Origin of the sequence: Ottowia sp. (genome assembly GCF_047601385.1) — a bacterium.
Classification (GTDB): Bacteria; Pseudomonadota; Gammaproteobacteria; order Burkholderiales; family Burkholderiaceae_C; genus Ottowia.
On the sequence record NZ_JASGJP010000001.1, the window covers coordinates 1,517,097 to 1,540,840 of the forward strand.

22 protein-coding genes and 1 tRNA gene are annotated in these 23,744 nt (G+C 70.2%); 15 read left to right on the forward strand and 8 right to left on the reverse strand.

What is annotated here, in order from left to right:
• Positions 1–2: 2 nt before the first annotated feature.
• Genes paaK through QM772_RS07365 form a run of 3 tightly spaced genes read right to left on the reverse strand, consistent with a single transcriptional unit; the run spans position 3 to position 2,590 of the window.
• On the reverse strand, positions 3–1,304 hold the full coding sequence (gene paaK, locus QM772_RS07355; RefSeq protein WP_415135034.1) for a phenylacetate--CoA ligase PaaK: 1,302 nt from the start codon (positions 1,302–1,304) through the stop codon (positions 3–5).
• A 28-nt stretch (positions 1,305–1,332) separates the two neighbouring features.
• The gene (gene paaI / locus QM772_RS07360) at positions 1,333–1,785 is read right to left on the reverse strand and encodes a hydroxyphenylacetyl-CoA thioesterase PaaI (RefSeq protein WP_415135036.1); all 453 of its coding nucleotides are present in this window, start codon (positions 1,783–1,785) and stop codon (positions 1,333–1,335) included.
• Position 1,786: 1 nt separating this feature from the next.
• Positions 1,787–2,590, reverse strand: a complete 804-nt coding sequence (locus QM772_RS07365) for an enoyl-CoA hydratase-related protein (RefSeq protein WP_415135038.1) — start codon at positions 2,588–2,590, stop codon at positions 1,787–1,789.
• 131 nt (positions 2,591–2,721) lie between these two features.
• On the opposite strand from QM772_RS07365, the gene QM772_RS07370 reads away from it, so the two are divergent.
• A complete protein-coding gene (locus tag QM772_RS07370) occupies positions 2,722–3,501 on the forward strand; it encodes an enoyl-CoA hydratase (RefSeq protein ID WP_415135040.1) in 780 nt (259 codons plus the stop codon).
• A gap of 64 nt (positions 3,502–3,565) precedes the next feature.
• Positions 3,566–3,642, forward strand: a tRNA-Met gene (locus QM772_RS07375).
• Positions 3,643–3,660: 18 nt separating this feature from the next.
• Here QM772_RS07375 and QM772_RS07380 read toward each other — a convergent pair.
• Positions 3,661–4,476, reverse strand: coding sequence for a DUF2726 domain-containing protein (locus QM772_RS07380; protein ID WP_415135042.1), 816 nt, complete (start codon positions 4,474–4,476; stop codon positions 3,661–3,663).
• 74 nt (positions 4,477–4,550) lie between these two features.
• Here QM772_RS07380 and QM772_RS07385 point away from each other — a divergent pair, with 74 nt between their 5' ends.
• The 10 genes from QM772_RS07385 to QM772_RS07430 all read left to right on the forward strand — a co-directional run bounded on the left by QM772_RS07385 (position 4,551) and on the right by QM772_RS07430 (position 15,843).
• Positions 4,551–6,116: an ABC transporter ATP-binding protein gene (locus tag QM772_RS07385; RefSeq protein ID WP_415135044.1), complete on the forward strand. Its 1,566-nt coding sequence runs from the start codon at positions 4,551–4,553 to the stop codon at positions 6,114–6,116.
• A complete protein-coding gene (locus tag QM772_RS07390) occupies positions 6,103–7,164 on the forward strand; it encodes an ABC transporter permease (RefSeq protein ID WP_415135046.1) in 1,062 nt (353 codons plus the stop codon). The genes QM772_RS07385 and QM772_RS07390 overlap by 14 nt, the downstream gene beginning before the upstream one ends.
• A 179-nt stretch (positions 7,165–7,343) precedes the next feature.
• Complete coding sequence (locus tag QM772_RS07395; protein WP_415135048.1) at positions 7,344–8,264, forward strand: ABC transporter permease; 921 nt, start codon at positions 7,344–7,346, stop codon at positions 8,262–8,264.
• Positions 8,265–8,402: 138 nt separating this feature from the next.
• Positions 8,403–9,560 carry a BMP family ABC transporter substrate-binding protein gene (locus QM772_RS07400; protein WP_415135050.1) on the forward strand — a complete coding sequence of 386 codons (1,158 nt, stop codon included), beginning with the start codon at positions 8,403–8,405 and terminating at the stop codon, positions 9,558–9,560.
• Between the two features lie 100 nt (positions 9,561–9,660).
• Positions 9,661–10,827 (forward strand): BMP family ABC transporter substrate-binding protein, encoded by a 1,167-nt coding sequence (locus QM772_RS07405; protein WP_415135052.1) that lies wholly within the window; start codon positions 9,661–9,663, stop codon positions 10,825–10,827.
• Between the two features lie 66 nt (positions 10,828–10,893).
• Positions 10,894–11,892 (forward strand): Rieske 2Fe-2S domain-containing protein, encoded by a 999-nt coding sequence (locus QM772_RS07410; RefSeq protein ID WP_415135054.1) that lies wholly within the window; start codon positions 10,894–10,896, stop codon positions 11,890–11,892.
• Positions 11,893–12,021: 129 nt separating this feature from the next.
• A complete protein-coding gene (locus QM772_RS07415) occupies positions 12,022–13,098 on the forward strand; it encodes a DUF1521 domain-containing protein (protein WP_415135056.1) in 1,077 nt (358 codons plus the stop codon).
• Positions 13,099–13,223: 125 nt separating this feature from the next.
• Positions 13,224–14,276 (forward strand): adenosine deaminase, encoded by a 1,053-nt coding sequence (locus QM772_RS07420; protein ID WP_415135058.1) that lies wholly within the window; start codon positions 13,224–13,226, stop codon positions 14,274–14,276.
• 57 nt (positions 14,277–14,333) lie between these two features.
• Positions 14,334–14,900 carry a dCTP deaminase gene (gene dcd / locus QM772_RS07425; RefSeq protein ID WP_415135060.1) on the forward strand — a complete coding sequence of 189 codons (567 nt, stop codon included), beginning with the start codon at positions 14,334–14,336 and terminating at the stop codon, positions 14,898–14,900.
• A 31-nt stretch (positions 14,901–14,931) separates the two neighbouring features.
• Entirely contained in the window at positions 14,932–15,843 is a 912-nt protein-coding gene (locus QM772_RS07430) for an STING domain-containing protein (protein ID WP_415135062.1), read from the forward strand.
• 314 nt (positions 15,844–16,157) lie between these two features.
• Here QM772_RS07430 and QM772_RS07435 read toward each other — a convergent pair whose 3' ends face one another.
• Positions 16,158–17,069: a delta(1)-pyrroline-2-carboxylate reductase family protein gene (locus QM772_RS07435; RefSeq protein WP_415135064.1), complete on the reverse strand. Its 912-nt coding sequence runs from the start codon at positions 17,067–17,069 to the stop codon at positions 16,158–16,160.
• A 1-nt stretch (position 17,070) separates the two neighbouring features.
• A complete protein-coding gene (gene pcp / locus QM772_RS07440) occupies positions 17,071–17,736 on the reverse strand; it encodes a pyroglutamyl-peptidase I (protein ID WP_415135066.1) in 666 nt (221 codons plus the stop codon).
• A 41-nt stretch (positions 17,737–17,777) separates the two neighbouring features.
• On the opposite strand from pcp, the gene QM772_RS07445 reads away from it, so the two are divergent.
• Both QM772_RS07445 and QM772_RS07450 read left to right on the forward strand, forming a co-directional pair.
• Positions 17,778–18,653, forward strand: a complete 876-nt coding sequence (locus QM772_RS07445; protein ID WP_415135068.1) for a neutral zinc metallopeptidase — start codon at positions 17,778–17,780, stop codon at positions 18,651–18,653.
• A 111-nt stretch (positions 18,654–18,764) separates the two neighbouring features.
• On the forward strand, positions 18,765–20,198 hold the full coding sequence (locus QM772_RS07450) for a DEAD/DEAH box helicase (protein ID WP_415135070.1): 1,434 nt from the start codon (positions 18,765–18,767) through the stop codon (positions 20,196–20,198).
• Between the two features lie 66 nt (positions 20,199–20,264).
• Here QM772_RS07450 and QM772_RS07455 read toward each other — a convergent pair whose 3' ends face one another.
• Positions 20,265–21,524 (reverse strand): DUF445 domain-containing protein, encoded by a 1,260-nt coding sequence (locus QM772_RS07455; protein WP_415135072.1) that lies wholly within the window; start codon positions 21,522–21,524, stop codon positions 20,265–20,267.
• Positions 21,521–22,363 (reverse strand): symmetrical bis(5'-nucleosyl)-tetraphosphatase, encoded by an 843-nt coding sequence (locus QM772_RS07460; protein ID WP_415135074.1) that lies wholly within the window; start codon positions 22,361–22,363, stop codon positions 21,521–21,523. Before QM772_RS07460 ends, QM772_RS07455 begins: the two co-directional genes overlap by 4 nt.
• A 36-nt stretch (positions 22,364–22,399) precedes the next feature.
• On the opposite strand from QM772_RS07460, the gene QM772_RS07465 reads away from it, so the two are divergent.
• A complete protein-coding gene (locus QM772_RS07465; RefSeq protein WP_415135076.1) occupies positions 22,400–23,713 on the forward strand; it encodes a hemolysin family protein in 1,314 nt (437 codons plus the stop codon).
• Positions 23,714–23,744 lie beyond the last annotated feature (31 nt).

The following is a 23,744-nucleotide window of genomic DNA, read 5'->3' on the forward strand; positions in this document are numbered from 1 at the left end:
GCTTATTTCGGTCTGAGATCCATCACCCGCCGCGCCTTGCCCACGCTGCGCTCGATGCCGCCCTCGCCCTTCAGCTCGATCTCCACGCTGCTGCCGACGTGGACCTTGATCTCGTGCTGCAACTGCCTGGCCGCCGCGCGCGCGGCGCTGCCCTGCGGATCGACGCCGGGCGCGGTCTCCACCTGCACCTTGAGGTTGTCCAGCGGGCCTTCGCGCGTGAGCACGCACAGGTAGTGCGGCGACAGCTCGGCGCTCTTCAAGATCAGCTCCTCGATCTGCGTGGGGAACACGTTCACGCCGCGGATGATCATCATGTCGTCGCTGCGGCCGGTGATCTTCTCGATGCGGCGCATGGTGCGCGCGGTGCCGGGCAGCAGGCGCGTCAAGTCGCGCGTGCGGTAGCGGATGATGGGCAGCGCCTCCTTGGTCAGGCTGGTGAAGACCAGCTCGCCCTGCGCGCCGTCGGGCAGCACGGCGCCGGTGTCGGGGTCGATGATCTCGGGGTAGAAGTGGTCTTCCCAGATGGTGGGGCCGTCCTTGGTCTCGACGCACTCGCTGGCCACGCCCGGGCCCATCACCTCCGACAGGCCGTAGATGTCCACCGCGTCGATGTCCATGCGCGCCTCGATGGCCTGGCGCATCTCGTTGGTCCAGGGCTCGGCGCCGAAGATGCCGATGCGCAGGCTGAGCGAGCGCGGGTCGATCTTCTGGCGCTCCAGCTCGTCGCACACCGCCAGCATGTAGCTGGGCGTGACCATGATGATGTCGGGCCGGAAGTCCTGGAAGAGCTGAATCTGCTTCTCGGTCTGCCCGCCGCCGAAGGGCACCACCGTCAGACCCAGCTTCTCGGCGCCGTAGTGCGCGCCCAGGCCGCCGGTGAACAGGCCGTAGCCGTAGCTGATGTGCACCATGTCGCCCCGGCGCGCGCCGGCCGCGCGGATGGAGCGCGCCACCACGCCGGCCCAGGTGTCGATGTCGTTCAGCGTGTAACCCACCACGGTCGGCTTGCCGGTGGTGCCGCTGCTGGCGTGCACGCGCGCCACCTGCGCGCGCGGCACGGCGAACATGCCGAAGGGGTAGTTGTCGCGCAGGTCGCTCTTGGTGGTGAAGGGGAACTTCGCCAGGTCGGCGAGTGACTTGCAGTCGCCCGGGTGCACGCCGGCGGCGTCGAACTTGGCCTTGTAGACGGGCGAGTTCGCGTAGGCATGGGCCAGCGTCTTTTGCAGCCGCTGCAATTGCAGGGCGCGCAGCTCGTCGATGCTGGCCTTCTCGATGGGGTCCAGCGGCAGGTCGGTGGTGCTCATATGTGTCTCCTCGTGGTCTATTCGTGGTCTATTCGGCCGGGATCACCGTGCCGCTGATCTGCGTGCTCTTGCCGCGGAACAGCGCCACCGTCTGGCCCTTCTGGTTGCTGACGCGGATGTCATAGACGCCGTGGCGGCCCGACAGCGACTGCTCCACGCCTTCGGCGGTGAGCACGTCGCCCTCGTGCGCGGGACGCAGGAACTCGATCGAGCAGCCGCTGGCCACGGTGGCGTGGTTGCGGCTGTTGCAGGCGAAGGCGAAGGTGGAGTCGGACAGGGTGAAGATGAAGCCGCCGTGGCAGATCCTGTGGCCGTTCAGGTGCAGCGGGCGCACCGCCATGCGCATGGTGGCGCGGCCGGGCTCGCAGCGCACCAGCTCCAGGCCCAGCGTGTCCCTGGAGGCGGCGTCGGCCGCGTACATCGACTCGCCGACGCGGCGCGCGAGGTCGCGCGCCTCGGCATCGCTCAGGGGTGCGTTCATTTCATTCCCCCTTGAACTGCGGCGCGCGCTTCTGCAGGAAGGCGGTCACGCCCTCGATGTAGTCGTGCGTGAAGCCCAGGCGCGACTGCACGTCGCGCTCCAGGTCGAGCTGCTCGTCCAGGCTGTGCGTGTGCGCGCCGCGCAGCAGGTGGCGCGTGGCGACCAGCGCCTTGGTCGGCATGGCGGCCAGGCGCGCGGCCATGGCCTGGGCGGCGGCCAGGGCGTCGTCCTGCACGTCCCAGATCATGCCCATGGCCTTGGCGTCGGCGGCCGAGAGCTTGTCGCCCGTCAGGCACAGCGCCATCGCGCGCGCCAGGCCCACGCGCTGCGGCAGCAGCCAGGTGCCGCCGGAATCGGGCACCAGCCCGATCTTGCTGAAGGCCTGGATGAAGCTGGCGCCCGGCGCCGCGATGGCGATGTCGCACGCCATCACCACCGACGCGCCGGCGCCCGCCGCCACGCCGTTGACGGCGCAAATGGTGGGCACGCGCACCGCGGTCAGGCGGCGCGTGGTGGGGTTGAAGGCCTGCTCGATCACCGGCCCCGGGTCGGCGCGGTGCATGATGTCCGGCCCCTCGCGGAAGTCGAACTCCGACAAATCCGCCCCGGCGCAGAACCCGCGGCCGGCGCCGGTGAGCACCAGCGCGCGGACGGACTTGTCGGCCTCCACCCGGTCCAGCGCGGCCCACAGCGCGTGGTGCATCCGGCGGGTGAAGCTGTTGAGCGCCTGCGGGCGGTTGAGGGTGAGGGTGGCGACGGGGCCGTCCTGCGCATACAGGACGGCCGGCTCTTCGGCAGCGGTCATCGGGCTTGTCTCCTTGGCCGCCAATTTACCATTGACCGACCCATCGGTCGGCTAACTTCGTCCGCCGGCGCTGCTCGGCACACGCTGGGTATAGTGCGGCACGGCACTCATCACGACCAGAAGGAGATCACGTGGCCTACGAATTCATCACCACGCGCACCGAGGCCGGCCAGGTCGGCATCGTCACCCTGAACCGGCCCAAGCAGCTGAACGCGCTGAACGGCGAGCTGATGCGCGAGCTGGGCCAGGCGCTGAAGGACTTCGACGCCGACCCGGCCATCGGCTGCATGGTCATCACCGGCAGCGAGAAGGCCTTCGCCGCCGGCGCCGACATCGGCGCCATGGCCACCTACAGCTTCGCCGACGTCTACCGCGACGACTACATCACGCGCGACTGGGAAACCATCCGCAGCATCCGCAAGCCGGTGATCGCCGCCGTCAGCGGCTTCGCCCTGGGCGGCGGCTGCGAGCTGGCGATGATGTGCGACTTCATCATCGCCGCCGACAACGCCAGGTTCGGCCAGCCCGAGATCAAGCTGGGCGTGATCCCCGGCGCCGGCGGCACGCAGCGCCTGCCGCGCGCGGTGGGCAAGTCGAAGGCGATGGACATGGTGCTCACCGCCCGCATGATGAACGCCGAGGAAGCCGAACGCGCCGGCCTGGCGAGCCGCGTGGTGCCGCTGGACAAGCTGATGGAGGAAACCCTGGCCGCCGCCATCACCATCTGCGGCTTCGGCCAGTTGGCCGTGATGGCCGCCAAGGAATGCGTCAACCGCGCCTTCGAGGGCACGCTGGCCGACGGCGTGATGTTCGAGCGCCGCCTGTTCCACGGCCTGTTCGCCACCAGCGACCAGAAGGAAGGCATGGCCGCCTTCGTCAACAAGCGCCCGCCGGCCTTCAAGCACCAGTGAGGCGGTGCGGGCCCGCCTGCCAAGCGCGCGGCCGTCACCAAACGCCTTATAATGCGCGTTTGCTGGTGGTATAGCTCAGTTGGTTAGAGCGTGGGATTCATAACCCCAAGGTCGGTGGTTCGATTCCACCTATCACCACCAAACCTTCTTCCGGCCGCCTCAGCGCTGGGTTTGCGGAAAGCCCATCAGGTCGGTCAGGCTCATGCTCTCCGTTTCCAGCCGGCCACCGCGTCCGGGCCGGACCTCGTTGGTCAGCACGGGCACCTCGTCGATGCGGCCGCCGCCGAAAGCGGTATCGTCCTGAGCGCCCCCCAGATCGGCGCCCTCCAGCCGCTGGCGGAACTCCTCCGGGGGCGGCAGTTGGCGCACCGATTTCTTCAGCCTCAGCAGGCGGATGCCGGCAGTGGCCAGCACGCGGTGCTTGACCGCTGCCTGGCGGCGCGCGGCCTCGGCCTCGTCGGCGCGGAAGGCATCCACCTGAAAGGCGAACCGCGGCTTGCCGTCGGCATTGCAGACGACGAAATCGACCAGTTGGTCCGCCAGGCGCTCCTGCGCGCGCTGCCGGCTTTCGGCAAAGCGCACCGACACCAGGCGCGACAGCGGCTGCGCGAACAGCACCACCTGCCCCGGGAAGGCCTCCTGCAGGTAGTGGTGCAGCTTGATCTGCGCCCGCGAAATCACCTCCTCGGCGGCATAGCGGTCGTTGCGCGACGTCCCCGACGCCGCCGCCTGGCGCCGCCGCGCCCACCACCAGCCCGCCAGCCCCGCCAGCGCAAGCAACAACCCGATGACGACCGGCCACTCCATGTCGAAATCCCCCTGAGCGTGCGCCCACTTAGCGCGCAATCCAAAAGCTCCGATCATGCCCGGATCGGCACGATCACGCAACACATGCTTACAAGCAGCCGGGCACGCCATTGCCGCGTCGGGGCTGGGGAAGGCTCGGGGGTGTCCACCGCGCTCGATGTGGTGCAATTCTTGCAAGCATGAAGCGGGGCGTGCCGGGCACCGGGCGCCGCACAACGACGACAACGATTCCTCCAACCACCATGACGACCCCACCGCGCCTGCAACTGGCGGGCATCACCAAGCGCTACCCCGGCGTGGTGGCCAACGACGGCGTGGCGCTGACGGTGCAGCCGGGCGAGATCCACGCCGTGCTGGGCGAGAACGGTGCCGGCAAGAGCACGCTGATGAAGATCATCTACGGCGCCGTCAAGCCCGACGCCGGCGAGCTGCGCTTCGACGGCCAGCCCGTGCACGTGCGCAGCCCGCAGGAGGCGCGCCAGCTCGGCATCGCCATGGTGTTCCAGCACTTCAGCCTGTTCGAGACGCTCAGCGTGGCCGAGAACGTGTGGCTGGGGCTGGCGCGCGCGCTGCCGCTGGCCGAGGTCGCGCGCCGCATCACCGAGACCGCCGCCGCCTACGGCCTGGACATCGACCCCGCGCGGCCGGTGCACACGCTGGGCGTGGGCGAGATGCAGCGGGTGGAGATCATCCGCGCGCTGCTGGCCAACCCGCGCCTGCTGATCCTGGACGAGCCGACCTCGGTGCTGACGCCGCAGGCGGTGGACAAGCTGTTCGTCACCCTGCGCCAGCTCGCCGCCGAGGGGTGCAGCATCCTCTACATCAGCCACAAGCTGCACGAGATCCGCGCGCTGTGCAGCGCCTGCACGGTGATGCGCGGCGGCAAGGTCACGGGCGTGTGCGACCCGCGCGCCGAAAGCAACGCCTCGCTCTCGCGCCTGATGATCGGCGCCGAGCCGCCGGCGCTGGAGCACCACGAGCGCGCGCCCGGCGCGCCGGTGCTGCAAGTCAGCCAGCTCGCCCTGAAGCGCGAGTCGCCCTTCGGCGTGGACCTGCACGACGTGGCGCTTGAGGTGCGCGCGGGCGAGGTGGTGGGCATCGCGGGGGTTTCGGGCAACGGCCAGCGCGAACTGCTTTTTGCGCTCTCGGGCGAGGACCGGCGCGCGCCGGCAGCTTCGATATCGATAGCGGGCCAGCCCGCCGGCCACCTGCCCCCGCAGCGCCGCCGCGCGCTCGGCCTGCACTTCGTGCCGGAGGAGCGGCTGGGCCGCGGCGCCGTGCCCGAGATGAGCCTGGCGCACAACCTGCTGCTGACGCGGCGCGAGGCCGTCGGGCGCCTGGGCTGGCTGCGCACCGGCGCGCTGAAGGCGCAGGCGGCGGACATCATCGGGCGCTTCCGCGTCAAGGCGGCGGGGCCGGGTGCGCCGGCGCGCTCGCTCTCGGGCGGCAACCTGCAGAAGTACATCATGGGACGCGAGATCGACGCCCGGCCGAAACTGCTGATCGTCTCGCAGCCGACCTGGGGCGTGGACGTGGGCGCGGCGGCGCAGATCCGCGCCGAGATCCTGGCGCTGCGCGACGCCGGCTGCGCCGTGCTGGTGGTGAGCGAGGAGCTGGACGAGCTGTTCGAGATCTGCGATGCCCTGCACGTCATCGCCAAGGGCCAGCTCTCGCCCGCGGTGGCGCGGCAGGGCGCCACCGTGGAGCAGATCGGCGAGTGGATGAGCGGCCTCTGGCACGGCGACGTGCAGCGGCACCTGAACCGGATGGAACCGCACGACAGGGAGGCCGCCCATGCTGCGCCTTGAGCCGCGCCCGGCGCCTTCGCGCGTGTGGGCCTGGGCCTCGCCGCTGCTGGCGCTGGCCATCACGGTGCTGATCGGCGTGCTGCTGTTCGCCGCGCTGGGCAAAGACCCGGTGCGCGGCCTGCAGGTGTTCTTCTGGGAGCCCGTCAAGTCGCCCTACGCGCTGGGCGAGCTGGCCGTCAAGGCCACGCCGCTGCTGCTGATCGCGCTGGGGCTGGCGGTGTGCTTCCGCTCCAACGTGTGGAACATCGGCGCCGAGGGGCAGTTCGTCATCGGCGCCATCGCCGCCGGCGGCGTGGCGCTGCTGGCGGGCAAGGACACCGGCCGCTGGATCGTGCTCGCCGTGCTGCTGGCCGGCGTGCTGGGCGGCATGCTGTGGGCCGGCATCGTGGCGCTGCTGCGCGACCGCTTCAACGCCGGCGAGATCCTGGTCAGCCTGATGCTGGTGTACGTGGCGGTGCAGGTGCTGGGCTACCTGGTCTACGGGCCGTGGAAAGACCCGGCGGGCTACAACTTTCCGCAGACGCGCACCTTCGATGCGGCCACGCAGATCCCGCGGCTGATGGCCGGCTCGCGCGCCAGCGTGGGCCTGCTGATCGCGCTGGCGGGCAGCGCGCTGCTGTGGGTGTACCTGTTCCGCACGCGCGGCGGCTTCGCCCAGCAGGTGGGCGGGCTGGCGCCGGCGGCGGCGCGCTACGCGGGCTTCTCGTCGCGCGCCGCGCTGTGGACGGCGCTGCTCGTCTCCGGCGGCACGGCGGGCCTGGCCGGCGCGCTGGAGGTGGCCGGGCCGATCGGCCAGCTCACGCCCTTCGTGCCGGCGGGCTACGGCTTCGCGGCCATCATCGTCGCCTTCGTCGGGCGGCTGCACCCGCTGGGCATGGTGCTGTCGGCCATTCTGATGAGCATGTTCTACATCGGCGGCGAGCTGGCGCAGTCGCGGCTGGGGCTGCCGAAGTCGCTGACCGGGGTGTTCCAGGGGCTGCTGCTGTTCGCGCTGCTGGCTTGCGATACGTTGGTGAACTATCGGGTGCGTGTGGGGAGGGCCAGCTGAAATGACCCACCCCCAGTCTCCACGCGCTGCGCGCTGTTGCGCCTCCCCCCTCAAGGGGGCACCGCCAGCGGTCGGTACAAGCCCGTCCGCGGCGGTTGCTGGCTCGGCCTGCTCCGCGGCCATTCGTCTCTTTACGTCTGATGCGCCGCTGCTGCCGCACAGCACTCCGGGTAACTGACATGGACGCGTATGCCCTGCTCCTGGCCGCGACGCTGAACGCCGGCACCGTCCTGGCCATCGCCGCCCTGGGCCTGCTGATCAACGAGAAGGCCGGCATCGTCAACCTCGGCGCCGAGGGCCTGATGCTGTGCGCCGCCATCGCCGGCTTCGCCGCCGTGGTGCACACCGGCAGCGACTGGGTGGGCTTCGCCGCCGGCATGGCGGCAGGCGCGCTGCTGTCGGCGGTGTTCGGCTGGCTGGTGATCTGGCTGGGCACCAACCAGTACGCGACCGGGCTGGCGTTGTCGCTTTTCGGCGTCGGCTTCTCGGCCTTCGCCGGCATCGGCTACGTGCAGGCCCGGCTGCCGGAGCGCCCGCGCTTCGACTGGCTGGGGCTGGGCGACGTGCCCTTCATCGGCCCGGCGCTGCTGCGCCAGCACCCGCTGGTGTACGCCGGCATGCTGCTGACGCTGGGGCTGGCATGGTTCCTGTACCGCACGCGCGCCGGGCTGGTGCTGCGGGCGGTGGGCGAGTCGCCGCAGTCGGCGCACGCGCTGGGCTACCCGGTGCGGCGCATCCGGCTGCTGGCGGTGGTGGTGGGCGGCGCGCTGTGCGGGCTGGCGGGCGCCTACCTGTCGGTCATCTACACGCCGCTGTGGGTCGAGGGCATGGTGGCCGGCAAGGGCTGGATCGCCCTGGCGCTGACCACCTTCGCCACCTGGCGGCCGGCGCGCGTGCTGCTGGGGGCCTACCTGTTCGGCGGCGTGACCATGCTGCAGTTCCACTTGCAGGGCCAGGGCGTGCAATTGCCCAGCCAGTTCCTCAGCATGCTGCCGTACCTGGCCACCGTCGTGGTGCTGGCGCTGATCTCGCGCAACCCGACGTGGATACGGGTCAACATGCCGGCGTCCCTGGGCAAACCCTTCCATCCGGGCTCCTGACCGGCCGCTATGGTTAAGTGAGCTGCCGGCGCTTGCCCCGCCTGCGCTGAAGCCGTTTTTTTCTTGAAATTCCGGCGCGGATTCCGTCCAGCCGGCGGGCGCGATAATGGCTCTTTTCCCTACTCAAGGAGCCACCGCATGACCGACCACCCCAAGCGTTCGATGTTGAAACTGGCCGCGCTGGCCGCGGCCGCCAGCGCGCTGGTGGCCTGCGGCAAGAAGGACGAGCCTGCGCCCGTGGCCGCCGCGCCCGAAGCCGCGGCGCCCGCGCCGGCCAAGCCCGATCCGCTGAAGGTGGCCTTCTTCTACGTCGGCCCGGTGGGCGACGGCGGCTGGAGCTTCGCGCACGACAACGCGCGCAAGGCGGTCGAGAAGGAGTTCGGCGATCGCGTGGTCACCAGCTTCGTCGAGAGCGTGCCCGAGGGCGCCGACGCCGAGCGCGTGGCGCGCGACCTGGCGAGCCAGGGCAACAAGCTGATCTTCGGCACCAGCTTCGGCTTCATGGAGCCGATGCTGAAGGCCGCCGCCGACCTGAAGGACGTGAAGTTCGAGCACGCCACCGGCTACAAGACCAGCGAGAACCTGCGCACCTACGACAGCCGCACCTACGAAGGCGCCTACATGGCTGGCGTGATCGCCGGCGCCATGACCAAGACCGGCACGCTGGGCGTGGTCGGCTCGGTGCCGATCCCAGAAGTGGTGCGCAACATCAACAGCTTCACGCTGGGCGCGCAGTTCTTCAACCCCAAGGTCAAGACCAAGGTGGTCTGGGTCAACGACTGGCACAACCCGCCCAAGGAGACCGAGGCCGCCACCGCGCTGATCAACGGCGGCGCCGACGTGCTGTTCCAGAACACCGATTCGCCCGCCGTGCTGAAGACGGCCGAATCCATGGGCAAGCGCGCCTTCGGCTGGGACAGCGACATGACCGCCTACGGCCCCAAGGCGCACCTGGGCTCGGCCATCATCGACTGGGCGCCCTACTACATCAAGACCGTGGGCGAGGTGCTGGACGGCAAGTGGACCACCGGCCAGAGCTGGTGGGGCGTGAAGGAAGGCGCGATCGACCTCGTCTCGCTGGCCGCCGACGTGCCGGAAGACGCCAGGAAGAAGCTCGACGAAGTGAAGGCCGGCCTGAAGGCGGGCACCTACCACATCTGGAAAGGTCCGATCAGCGACAACACGGGCAAGGAAGTGCTGCCCGCCGATGCCGTGGCCGACGACAAGTTCCTGGGCGCCATCACCTACTACGTCAAGGGCGTGGAAGGCAAGGTGCCGGGCGGCGAGCAGAAGTAAGCCCACCGCGGCGGCCCGGCGCCGCCGCTGGATTATTCGGGGCGCAAAGGCACGTTTGTTGCATGCGCACCGCGTCGCCTCTTAACCTAGGGAACCCACGATGACCACCGATACGAACAAACGCGCCCTGCTCCGCCTGGCCGCCGCCGGCGCGCTGGCCGCCGCCGCCCTGGCCGGCTGCGGCAAGAAGGACGAGGCCCCCGCCGCCGCGCCCACGCCCGCGCCGGCCCCCGCGCCCGCCGCCGCCGCGCCGGCCGAGCCGCTGAAGGCCGCCTGGATCTACGTCGGCCCCGTCGGCAGCGCCGGCTGGAGCTACGCGCACGACCTGGGCCGCAAGGCCGTGGAGGCCGAATTCGGCGCCAAGGTGCAGACCACCTTCGTCGAGAGCGTGCCCGAGGGCGCCGACACCGAGCGCGTGCTGCGCGACCTGGTCGCCCAGGGCAACAAGCTCATCTTCGGCACCAGCTTCGGCTTCATGGAGCCGATGCTCAAGGTGGCGCAGGACCATCCCGACGTGAAGTTCGAGCACGCCACCGGCTACAAGACCGCGGCCAACATGAACGTGTACGACTCGCGCTTCTACCAGGACACCTATCTGGCCGGCATCGTCGCCGCCAGCATGAGCAAGACCGGCGCGCTGGGCTTCGTCGGCTCCTTCCCCATCCCCGAGGTGCTGCGCAACATCGATGCCTTCACGCTGGGCGCGCAGACCGTCAACCCGAAGATCAAGGTGCGCGTGGTCTGGGTCAACACCTGGTACGACCCGCCCAAGGAGACCGAGGCCGCGCAGGCGCTGATGAACGGCGGCGCCGACGTGCTGCTGCAGAACACCGACTCCACCGCCGTGCTACAGGCCGCCGAGAAGGCCGGCAAGTTCGCCTTCGGCTGGGACAGCGACATGAGCGCCTTCGGCGGCAGCGCGCACCTGGGCTCGGCCATCGCCGACTGGAGCCACTACTACAAGAAGACCATCCAGGCCGCGCTCGACGGCAGCTGGAAGGGCGGCCAGGTCACGCGCTGGGGCGTGCCCGAGGGGCAGAACGACCTGATCAAGCTGTCCGACAAGATTCCCGCCGACATCCAGGCCAAGGTGAGCGAGATCAAGGGCAAGATGAAGGACGGCAGCTTCGACGTCTTCACCGGCCCGGTGGTGGACAACGCCGGCAAGGAGCGCCTGGCCGCCGGCACGCGCGCCGACGACGACTGGATGGGCAAGATCGACTTCTTCGTCAAGGGCGTCGAAGGCCAGATCCCCGCTTCCAAATAAATAGCTGCCAGCGCCCGCCAGTCAAGCGCTGGCGGGCTTTTATTCATATAAACAACCACGATGGGCATGCTGGAGAGAACCCTGTGGCACCCGGTGGCCCTGGCCCATGCCGTGGGCAGCCAGCCGATGGCCGCCAACCTGCTGGGCGAAGAACTGGCGCTGTGGCGCGACGCCCAGGGCGCCGCCCACGCCTGGGACGACCGGTGCCCCCACCGCGGCGCCCGCTTCTCGCTCGGCCGCGTGGCCGGCGGCGAGCTGGAGTGCCCCTACCACGGCTGGCGCTTCGCGCCCGGCGGCCAGTGCACCGCCATCCCCGCCATGCCCGACTTCAAGCCCGGCCCGCGCCACTGCGCGCGCACCTTCGAGGCGCGCGAAGCCTACGGCATGCTGTGGGTGCGCCTGGCGCCGCCCGAGGGCGAGGCACGGCCCATCCACGACTTCCCCCTGTTCGCCGCCGAGGCCGAGCCGCGCCTGCGCAAGACCACCAGCGGCCCCTACTTCGTGCAGGCCAGCGCGCCGCGCATCATCGAGAACTTCCTCGACATGGCGCACTTCGGCTACGTGCACGAGGGCTGGCTGGGCAGCCGCGACCACACCGCCATCCCGCCCTACGAGGTGGCGCCCACGCCGCACGGCGTGCGCGCCACCGGCTGCCTGGCGTGGCAGCCGCGCTCGTCGATCCACGCCGCGAGCGGCGCCGAGGTCGAATACACCTACGAGGTCACCGCGCCCTACATGGCCGTGCTGACCAAGCAGCCCGAGGCCGGCAGCACCGCCATCGAGGGCCTGTGGGAATCCATCGCCATGTTCGTCTGCCCGGTGACGGAGGAAACCAGCGTGGCCTGGACGCGCATGGCCATGAACGACTTCGCCTCGCCCGACGCGCGGCTGATCGACTTCCAGGACACCATCTTCGGGCAGGACCGGCCGGTGCTGGAATCGCAGCGCCCCAAGCGCCTGCCGCTCGACCCGGCCGCCGACCTGCACTCGGCCGCCGACCGCATCTCCACCGCCTACCGCCGCCACCTGCGCGACGCCGGCATCGGCTTCGGCGTGCTGCGCTGACCCCTGCCAACGACCCCAGCTAGTAACGTTACCAATGGGATCGGCCGCAGCTTGTCGAGGCCGCCCGGTCGCGGTTCAATCCGTTGCACGCCACCCGCCGGGTGGCCCCAGACTCAACGGAGAGGACACATGCAGACACCCCAGACCGGATTCTTCGCCTTCGCCGCCGTCGGCTTCACGCCCATCGACGGCGCCCGCAGCCAGGCCCGCGGCCGCTGCGTGCTGCCGCACACCAACCAGTTCCAGCTGGGCAAGATGGACAAGCAGGGCTGCTTCTGCCCCAAGCCCGACGCCAAGTGGACGGTGAAGAACCCCGGCAACGGCACCGCCGACATCGACCTGGGCAACTACACGCTGAAGCTCGACGAGAAGAACTCGCAGATCCAGATCGTCAACAAGAACAACGGCGAGGTCACCAACATCTGGGGCGACCCGCACATCGACTGGAACAAGGACGGCAAGACCGACGCCGACTTCTGGGGCAAGACCACCTTCCAGCTGGAAGATGGCACCAAGATCACCATCGACACCGAGCCCTACGCCAAGAACCCCAGCATGTTCCTGGCCAGCGAAGTCACCGTCACGCGCGGCGACAACGCCATGAAGATCACCGGCCTGAGCCAGAACGAACTGGGCGACCTGAAGATCGAGTACGCCGACCGCGGCGGCCAGGCGCTGGACTGGGCCGTCACCGACGGCTTCGTCGTGAAAGAGAATGCCTGCGGCGAGGGCTGGATCAACCCCGAGACCGGCAAGCTGGCGACGCAGAAGGACTTCGACGTCACCAAGCCGGGCGCGGTCAAGCCCTACGAGTTCACGCAGCAGTTCAGCCAGGCGCTGAGCCTGTACCTGATGTCCGGCCTGTTCGGCGGCTGCCTCGACCGCATGGGCCTGGGCGACACCGGCTGGGCGCCGGGCCGCTGCCACACGCAGCCGCCGCCCTTCACCAAGCCCGCCCCGGTGCGCGGCCACGTCCACCAGCCCGACGCCCACACCGTCGCCATCCACCACCGCGACGGTTCGGTGGACACACGCAGCGGCGGCACGCTGGCCTGGCGCACCAACAACCCCGGCCTGCTGCCCTACAACCAGCTCACGCGCAGCCTGGGCGCCATCGGCGCGGTGGATGGCGTGGCCGTGTTCCCGAACGAGGGCAGCGGCCGCTCCGCGCTGCTGCGCCTGCTGTGCGGCGTGACCCGCCACTGAGCGAAGACGCGGCTTCCAACGGCGCGGCCCTGCGGGGCCGCGCTTTTTTAAGCCGGATGGGCGGCAGCCGGCACGCAACGTGAGTGTTCGGGATCCTCCCGCCACGACCGCAGCACAATAGCCGCATGAACATCCCCGCGATCCCCCCCGAGAAGCTGCCCGCCCTGCTGGCCGCCATGCCCAAGGCCGAGCTGCACATGCACGTCGAAGGCTCGCTGGAGCCCGAGATGATCTTCGCGCTGGCCGCGCGCAACGGCGTCGCCCTGCCCTACCCCGACGTCGAGGCGCTGCGCCGCGCCTACGCCTTCACCGACCTGCAAAGCTTCCTGGACATCTACTACGCCGGCGCCAGCGTGCTGCTGAAGGAGCAGGACTTCTACGACATGGCGCAGGCGTATCTCGCCCGGGCCGCCGCCGACAACGTGGTGCGCGCCGAGATCTTCTTCGACCCGCAGACGCACACCGCGCGCGGCGTGCCGACCGCCACCGTCATCCGCGGCCTGGCGCGCGCCTGCGCCGACGCGCAGGCACGGCACGGCATCAGCGCGGCGCTGATCCTGTGCTTCCTGCGCCACCTGAGCGAGCAGGAAGCCTTCGAGGCGCTGGAAGACGCGCTGCCGCTGCGCGAGCACTTCATCGGCGTCGGCCTCGATTCCAGCGAGGTCGGCCACCCGCCCGAGAAGTTCGCCCGCGTGTTCGCGCGCTGCCGCGAGCTGGGCTTTCACATCGTCGCCCACGCCGGCGAGGAAGGCCCGCCGGCCTACATCTGGCAGGCGCTGGACGTGCTGAAGGCCGAGCGCATCGACCACGGCGTGCAGGCCGTGCACGACGCGGCGCTGATGCGGCGCCTGGCCGCCGAGCGCGTGCCGCTGACCGTCTGCCCGCTGTCCAACCAGAAGCTGTGCGTGTTCCCCGACCTCGCCCAGCACAACCTGAAGGCGCTGCTGGACGCCGGCCTGTGCGCCACCGTCAACTCCGACGACCCGGCTTACTTCGGCGGCTACGTCAATGAGAATTTCCGCGCCGTGTTCGCCGCCACCGGCATGACGGCCGCGCACGCCTGGCAGTTGGCCGCCAACGGGTTCGAGGCCAGCTTCGCCGACGCCGGCGCCCGCCGCGCCTGGCGCGAGCGGCTGGACGAGGTGTTCGAGCGCGCCGCGGATTCTCAAGCAAAATAGGGCTCTCGCGCTTGCCAGACAAGCGCCGCAAGCTATCAATATAAGAGCATACCAAGCATGAGCATCAAGAGCGACCGCTGGATCCGCCGCATGGCCGAGCAGCACGGCATGATCGAGCCCTTCGAGCCCGGCCAGGTGCGCGAGAGCGAAGGCCGCCGCATCGTCAGCTACGGCACCAGCAGCTACGGCTACGACATCCGCTGCGCGCCGGAATTCAAGATCTTCACCAACATCCACAGCACCGTGGTGGACCCGAAGAACTTCGACGAGAAGAGCTTCGTCGATTTCCACGGCGAGGTCTGCATCATCCCGCCCAACAGCTTCGCGCTGGCGCGCACGGTGGAGTACTTCCGCATCCCGCGCAACGTGCTGACCATCTGCCTGGGCAAGAGCACCTACGCGCGCTGCGGCATCATCGTCAACGTCACCCCCTTCGAGCCCGAGTGGGAGGGCTACGTGACGCTGGAATTCAGCAACACCACCCCGCTGCCGGCCAAGATCTACGCCGGCGAGGGCTGCGCCCAGGTGCTGTTCTTCGAGAGCGACGAGGTCTGCGAGACCAGCTACAAGGACCGCGGCGGCAAGTACCAGGGGCAGGTGGGCGTGACGCTGCCCAAGACCTGAGGGCGTCGGCAGGGCGTGAAGGAGGGAACCCGTGGCAGACGCACAAGAAGAACACGAGCGGCCGAGTTACCTGCGGGCTTCCTGGCAAGCGTTCAAGCTGCTGCTGGACGACTACCACTGGATCACCAAGCTGCTGACGGTGTTGCTGGCGGCCTGCTGCATGCTTGGCGCGGTGGTGGCCTACTCGGCCCCTGGGGCGCTGGGCCGTGCCATCGCCAGCGTCAACTGGTCGAGCGTCGAGAACATGCTGGTGAGCGACTCGTTCCGCATGCTGCTCACGTTGCTGATCGCGCTGCTGGTCGGGGTGTCGATCAAACGCAGGCAGATGGCGGGCCTGCTCGACGGCGATGAGCACTACACCATCGGCCGCGCGCTGGCCTATGGCTACTTCAAGAACTTCCTGGTCGGCGCGCTGCTGCTGGCCAGGGAAAAGGGGCGCAAGCTGTACGTCTTCAAGCCGGACAGCGTCGCCGACCTTCGGACCTTCGAAACGGAGGACTGGCCGAAACTGGCCGATCTGATCCAGCCGCGCACCGAGGAAATAGTGACGGGCCACAGCGGCCGCAAGCCTCTGACGCGCCGCGTGGTCGTGGTGGGGGCGGCCGGCATCGGCGGCGAGGAAGTGTGGATCGACTTTCCCACCACGCTGTTCACGGTAGGCGACTACTACGCGTCGTGGAACCGCTGGCTGTCGGCCAACGGCCGGCCGACGGTGAACGAACCCCGGCGGCGCAAGCTGGAACAGACACAGATCGACGACTTCTTCCGCCATCTGAAGCTGCTGATGGAGAAAGACATCGGGTACGAGGCTGTCGCGGACTCGGGCATCACGTCGGTCGAATTCGCGGCGCTGCGGCGGGACGGGCAACTCCAACTGGTTTCCTTGCAGCAGGTGCGCGATCTGCTTGGCGCGGCTACTCCTGCAAAGGCCGCAGACGCCTGAACGGTTTCTAGGGCGCTTTCTGCTCAGATGCTGACAGTGAAGGCGCGTCATCCCCGCGCAGGCGGGGATCCAGCAGCGCCCCGCGCAAGGCCCCTGAATCCCCGCCTGCGCGGGGATGACGGGTGTTCATATTCGAGCCGAAAACGCTCTAGGAGTCTGCGCGGCAGAACCTGCGCCGGCTGCAACGCGCGAGAAAACGGTCCATCGCGGCGCTACCGCCTGCGCCCAGGGGGCCTACCCTGGGCTTGTCGGTATCACCACGCTGTCCTCGTTTTTCGCGCGTTTCGCTTCGGCGGCTTCTGCCGCGCAGACTCCTAGCCTGCTCGCGTGGCTAAGCGCGCCGCCGCCAGGTCCCAGCCGGCCCAGCCGCAGCTCTTGAACAGCACCGGCCCGCGCCGGGGCGCATCGCCCGCCGCCACCACGTCGGCCAGCGTGGGCAGGGCGGCCACGTCCAGCCCGGCCTGAAGCAGGTCGCCCGCCTCGTGGTCGGCCGCGCGCGCATCGACCACGATGCGGCCCTGCGCGGCGACGTGGCGGCACAGCGCGGCGTCCAGTTCCACCATCTGCGGCGTGAAGGCGCCGACGGCGGCGATGAAGCCGTCGGCGCGCGGCGGCGCCCGCAGCACCACGCCGCTGGCGGGCGTGCAGGTGACGGCCAGCGGGCAGCCGGCCAGCGCGGCGTCGGCGTCGGGCACCAACTCGGCCTGCGCGCCCAGCGACCGCGCATGGTCGGCCAGGGCCTCGGCGCTGCGGGTGCTGCGCGAGGCGATCAGGAAGCGCCGCACACCCAGCACGGCGGCGAACGCCTCGACATGCGCGCGGCCCTGCACGCCAGCGCCGACGATCAGCATCGGCCCCGCCAGGTTCGGCGCCAGCCAGCGCGCGGCCAGCGCCGACACGGCGGCGGTGCGGCGGCCGGTGACGATGGGGCCGTCGAGGATCAGCCGCCGCTCGCCGGTGGCGACGTCGAACACCGTCACGTCGCCCTGGATCGCGGGCCGGGCGCTGCCGGCGTTGCCGGGCGTGAAGGTGATGAGCTTGGTCATGGCCGTGCGCGCGTCGCAGGCCGGCATGGCGAACAGGCAGGCGCCGTGGGCGGTAAGCATCACGGTGCGCGGCGGCACGGCGACGCTGGAGTCGGCCAGCAGCGCCTCGATCTCGTCCACCAGCGGCGCCCAGGGCAGCGCCTGGGCGGTGCGGGCGGCGTCCAGCAGCATCTCGTCCATGTCAGTGCACCGCGCCAGCGCCAGCGCGCACGTCCTCGGCCGTCGTCAGCGCGGTGCGGATGCCCACGCGCAGGCCCTCCACCATCAATGCCAGCGGCAGGCCGGGCGCGCCCTGCGCGGGCAGCAGCGGCACGTGGACGAAGCCGCCGCGCGCGCCCGCCAGCCGGCGCACCGTGGCCAGGCGGTGCATCAGCCCGTAGAACACGTGGTTGCAGACGAAGGTGCCGGCGGTCTGCGACACCTCGGCCGGCACGCCCGCCGCCAGCATGGCCTGGCGCATGGCCTTGATGGGCAGGGTGCTGAAGTAAGCCGCAGGCGCGCCCGCCACCACCGGCACGTCGATGGGCTGGGCGCCGGCGTTGTCGGGGATGCGGGCGTCGTCCACGTTGATGGCCACGCGCTCCAGCGACAGCGCCGCGCGCCCCGCCGCCAGGCCCAGGCAGATGACCAGCGCCGGGCGGTGCGCGGCCAGCAGTTCGTCCAGCCGCGCCAGCGCGGCGCCGAACACGGTGGGCAGCTGCGCCGCCAGCACGCGGTGGCCGGCGACCTGGCGGCGGTGCAGCGCGCGGGCGATTTCCCAGCTGGGGTTCAGCGCATCGCCGCCGAAGGCGTCGAAGCCGGTGACCAGCACCGCGGCTGGGCGAGCAGGGCGTGGGGCGGCTACCATTGCCGGTAATTTAGCGCAGGCGCGCGGACAGGAGATCGGCCATGAGATGGGAAGGCGAGCGGCAGTCGGACAACGTGGAGGATCGCCGCGGTGGCGGCGGTGGTGGTGGCGGCTTCGGCATCGGGGGGCGCGGCATCGGCATCGGCACCATCGTGCTGGCGCTGATCGGCTGGGGCGTGTTCGGCATCAACCCGCTGACCATCATCGGCATGATGAGCGGCGGCGGCCCGGCGGTGGTGCAGCAGCAGGGCCCGGCCAAGGCGCCGCCGGCCGAGGACAAGGGCGCGGCCTTCGTCTCCACCGTGCTGGCCTCGACCGAGGACGCCTGGAGCCAGGTCTTCGCCCAGGCCAACGCGCGCTACACGCCGCCGCGCCTGGTGCTGTTCCGGGGCGCCACGCCCACGGCCTGCGGCACCGGGCAGTCGGCGATGGGGCCGTTCTACTGCCCGGGCGACCAGAAGGTGTACCTGGACATGGACTTCTTCGACACCCTCAGCGGCCAGCTCGGCGCGCCGGGCGATTTCGCGCGCGCCTACGTGGTGGCGCACGAGGTGGGCCACCACGTACAGAACCTGATGGGCCTGACCGACAAGGTCGATTCGATGCGCGGGCGCGTCAGCCAGGCGCAGCAGAACGCGCTGTCGGTGCGGCTCGAATTGCAGGCCGACTGCTTCGCCGGCATCTGGGCCAACAAGTCGCAGCAGGCCAGGAACTGGCTGGAGCAGGGCGACATCGAGTCGGCCATGAACGCGGCCTCGAAGATCGGCGACGACGCGCTGCAAAAGCGCAGCCAGGGCTACGCCGTGCCCGACAGCTTCACCCACGGCTCCAGCGCGCAGCGCATGCGCTGGTTCTCGCAGGGCTTCAAGACCGGCAGCGTGCAGAGCTGCGACACCTTCAACGCGCAGGCGCTTTAGTGGCCAAATCGGGCTCCAGCGCCCGTCCAGCAAGCGCCGGCAGCTATTTATTTCATAGTAACCGGCCGGCGCGGCACGTGTCATGCTGCGGTGCGACAATACGCAGTTGACATGAGCACCCTCTATTCCGACCTCGCGCTGGCCGAGCCCCTCAAGCGCGCCGTGGCCGACATGGGCTACGAAACCATGACGCCGATCCAGGCCCAGGCCATCCCCGTGGTGCTGGCCGGCCAGGACGTGATGGGCGCTGCCCAGACCGGCACCGGCAAGACCGCCGCCTTCTCGCTGCCCTTGTTGCAGCGCCTGCTCAAGCACGAGACGCCCTCGCTCTCGCCCGCGCGCCACCCGGTGCGCGCGCTGGTGCTGCTGCCCACGCGCGAGCTGGCGGTGCAGGTGGCCGACCAGGTCAAGCAGTACGCCAAGTACACCCACCTGCGCAGCGCGGTGGTGTTCGGCGGCATGGACATGAAGCCCCAGACCGCCGAGCTGCGCCAGGGCGTCGAGGTGCTGGTGGCCACGCCCGGCCGCCTGCTGGACCACATCGAGGCCAAGACCGCGGTGCTGAACCAGGTCGAATACGTGGTGCTCGACGAGGCCGACCGCATGCTGGACATCGGCTTTCTGCCCGACTTGCAGCGCATCCTGAGCTACCTGCCCAGGAGCGGGCGCACCACCCTGCTCTTCTCGGCCACCTTCTCGCCCGAGATCAAGCGCCTGGCCGAGAGCTACCTGCAAAACCCGGTGCTGATCGAGGTGGCGCGCCCGAACGCCACCGCCTCCACGGTGGAGCAGCACTTCTACCTGCTGGGCGACGACGACAAGCGCCGCGCCATCCGCCAGGTGCTGAAGGACAAGCAGCTGCGCCAGGCCTTCGTGTTCTGCAACAGCAAGCTCGGCACGGCGCGGCTGGCGCGCGCGCTGGAGCGCGACGGCCTGAAGACCACCGCGCTGCACGGCGACAAGAGCCAGGACGAGCGCCTGAAGTCGCTCGACGCCTTCAAGCGCGGCGAGGTGGACCTGCTGGTGGCCACCGACGTGGCCGCGCGCGGGCTGGACATCAAGGACGTGCCGGCGGTCTTCAACTACGACGTGCCCTTCAACCCCGAGGACTACGTGCACCGCATCGGCCGCACCGGCCGCGCCGGCGCGTCGGGCGTGGCGGTGACGCTGGTCACCAAGGGCGACCAGCGGCAGATGGCCGAGCTGGAGAGGCTGCTCAAGACTAAGATCGAGCTGGAGCACCTGGAGTTCGAGGAAGAGCGCCCGCGCGGCCGCCAGAACGACGGCCGCCGCCACTGGCAGGGCGAGGAGACCGGCGACGCCCGCGACACCGCCCGCCGCGAGCGCGGCGAGCGCCGTCACCCCGAGCGCCGCAGCGCACCCGCGCCCACCGACCCGTTCTTCGATCGCCCCTACGAAGCCCCCGCCGAGCCGCCCGCCGAAGCCCCGGCCTGGGAGCAGAAGGCGCGCCCCGCGCGCAGCGGTCTGTCGGCCAACATCAAGCCCAAGCGCAAGGTGGCGGCGCTGTTCAAGGCACCGGATTAAGCGTCGAATTGGCCTCCAGCGCCCGCCAGGCAAGCGCAGATAGCTATCAATAGAGAAGCAATAGCTTCAGCGCCACCACGCCGTCACGGTGTGGATCGCCAGCCCCACCAGCCCGCCCACCAGCGTGCCGTTGATGCGGATGAATTGCAGGTCGCGCCCGATGTGCCGCTCCAGCTCCTCCGTCATCTCGCGCGCGTCCCACGCCGCCACGCGCGCCACGATGTAGTTGCGGATGTCCTCGCGGTAGCGCTCGATCAGCGGCGGCGCGGCGCGCGCCAGCTCGCCGTTGAGCCAATTGCGGATCTCCACGTCGCCCGCCAGCCGCTCGCCCAGCGCCTGCGCGGCCTGGGCGGCGCGCAGGCGCACCGACGAGTCTTCGCTGGCCATGTCGGCGCGCAGCCAGTCCAGCAGCTCGGCCCACAGCGCGTTCACGTAGCGCGCCAGCGCCGGGTGGTCCAGCAGTTCATCGCGCAGCCGTTCGCCGCGCTGGCGCAGCGCCTCGTCGTGCTGAAGGCGCTCGACGAAGCCGCCCACCATGTCGTCGAAGCGCAGGCGCAGGCTGTGCCGCGGGTCGTCGGCCATGTCGATGATGGTGCGCGCCACCACCGCCACCACCTTGCGCGTGGCCAGGCGCGCGGCCACCTGGTCCAGGCCCACGTACTTCAGCGCCTTGACCTCGCGCGCGATCGTCTCGGTGATGGTGTCCTGCACGCTGTCCTCGCCCAGCAGCCGGGCGAGTTGCACCAGCACGCCGTCCAGCAGCTCCTGGTGGCGGCGCTCGTGCGTCATCGCCTCCAGCACTTGGCCCGACAGCCGCGCGACCTCCACCTGCCGCAGGCCGCGCCGCGCCAGCCCGGCGACGAACTGGCGCACGCGCTCGTCGTCCAGCGCGCCCACGGCCCAGCGGCCGGCGTCCGTCAGCCGCTCGCCCACGCGCGCGGCGTTCGCCGGCCGCGCCAGCCAGGCCGCCAGGCGGCCGGCGGCGTCGAACTCGCGCAGCTTGGCCAGCACCTGCCCGGTGGCGAGAAAGTGCGTGGCGATGAAATCCGCCAGGTTGCGGCCGATGCGGTCCTTGTTGGCCGGGATGATCGCCGTGTGCGGGATCGGCAGGCCCAGCGGGTGGCGGAACAGCGCGACCACGGCGAACCAGTCGGCGACGGCGCCCACCATCGCCGCTTCGGCGAAAGCCGCCACGTAACCCCAGGCGGCGTGGCGGGCTTCCAGCGCGGTGGCGGCGGCGTAGAGGGCCGCCGCCCCCAGCAGCAGGCCCAGCGCCAGCCGCTTCATGCCGGCGGCGTCGCGGGCGCGCGGCAAGGGCGCGCTCATCCGCCGGCTCCGGGCCGCTGCGCCTCCTCGCAGCGCACCTCAATGAATTCGCGCTCGCGCGGATTCGCGCCCAGGCGTGCGGCCGTCAGGCAGCCGCCCCACACGCAGCCGGTGTCGAGCGCGATCAGGTCGGGCCGCGCCAGCCGGCCCAGCGTGGACCAGTGGCCGAACGCCACCACGTCGCCGGCCGTGCGGCGCCCGGGCACGTCGAACCAGGGCAGGTAGCCGGGCGGCGCGCCGTCGGCGGCGCGGTCCTTGGTGGCGAACTCCATGCGACCCTCCGCGCTGCAAAAGCGCAGCCGCGTCAGCGCGTTGACGATGACGCGCAGGCGCTCGGCGCCCGCCAGCCCGTCGTGCCACGCGTCGGGCTGGTTGCCGTACATCCGCTGCATGAAGGCGGCCCAGCCGGCGCCGCGCAGCACGGCCTCGACCTCGGCCGCCAGTCGCAGCGTCTGCGCCGCCGTCCACTGCGGCAGCACGCCGGCGTGCACCATCAGCACGCCGCGCTCGTGCAGTGCCAGCGGCCGGTGGCGCAGCCAGTCGAGCAGCGCGGCGCGGTCCGGCGCATCGAGGATATCGCCCACGGTATCGCCCCGGTGCAGCGGGCGCACGCCCTGCGACACCGCCAGCAGGTGCAGATCGTGGTTGCCCAGCAGGCAGGCGGCCGCGTCGCCCAGCGCCAGCAGGCGCCGCAGCACGGCCAGCGACTGCGGGCCGCGGTTGACCAGGTCGCCCAGCAGCACCAGGCGGTCGCGGCTGGGCGAGAACGCGATCTCGTCCAGCAGCCGGCCCAGGGCTGCGTCACAGCCCTGCACGTCGCCGATCAAGTAGAGTGCCATGGTGTCGAATTCTCCACCGGGCGCGCCCCAGGCTGCATGGACCTGATCCTGATCGTCTTCCTTACCCTGCTCAACGGCCTGTTCGCGATGTCCGAACTGGCGCTGGCCTCGTCCCGCAAGGCGCGGCTGGCGGCGATGGAGGAAAGCGGCGACGCCGGCGCCGGCGCGGCGCTCAAGCTGATGGAGCAGCCGACGCAGTTCCTCTCCACCGTGCAGGTGGGCATCACCTCGATCGGCATGCTCAACGGCATCGTCGGCGAGGCGGCGTTCAGCGGGCCGGTGGCCGCGTGGCTGGGCACGCACGGGCTGAGCGAAGGCGCCGCCTCGGTGAGCGCGACGGCCATCGTGGTGGTCATCATCACCTTCACCACGATTGTTTTCGGCGAACTGGTGCCCAAACGCATCGGCCAAATGTTCCCCGAGACGGTGGCGCGCTGGATGGCGCCGCCCATGGCCTGGCTGGCCACCATCGCCAAGCCTTTCGTCGTGCTGCTGTCGCTGTGCACGCAGGCGACGCTGAAACTGCTGCGCATCGACGAGTCGCACGGCCGCGCCGTGACCGAGGAGGAAATCTCCGCCAGCCTGGAAGAAGGCGTGGACGCCGGCCTGATCGAGGAACACGAGCACCAGATGGTGCGCAACGTATTCCATCTGGACGACCGACCGCTGACCTCGCTGATGGTGCCGCGCGGCGATATCGAATGGCTGGAGGCCGGCCAACCGGTGGCCGAGGCCCTGCAATTCGTTGCCGGGCGCGGCGAGTTGCACGCGCATTCATGGTATCCGGTATGCCGCGAAAATCTGGATGAGGTCATCGGTATTATTTCCGTGGCGCGGCTGCTCAAACTCCAGGACCAGCCCGAGGAGCGGCTGGAGGCCCATGTCGCGCCGGCGGCATTCGTGCCCGAAACTCTGAGCGGACTCGAAATGCTGGAGCAATTGCGCGACAAATCCGCGCGCCTGATGTTCATCGTCGATGAATATGGCGTGGTGCAGGGTCTGATGACGCCGCGCGATTTACTGGAGGCGATCACCGGCGAACTGAAGCCCGGTGCCCACGCCGACGCCTGGGCCACCCCGCTGGAGGACGGCACCTGGACGCTCGACGGCCTGATGCCGGTCAGCGAACTGAAGGCGCGCCTGGACATCGACCAGCTGCCGCTGGAGGACAAAGGCCGCTACAACACCCTCGCCGGCCTGCTGCTGGCGGTGGCCGGCCACCTGCCCGCGGTCGGCGACGAAATCGAGGCATCGGGCTGGATATTCGGCGTGCTCGAAATGGAGGGCCGCCGCATCGACCGCGTGCGGGCGCGCAAGGCGCCGGCCGGCACGGCCATTCAGGACGAATAATCGAGCATCGGGTATTGCACTTAACAGCGAT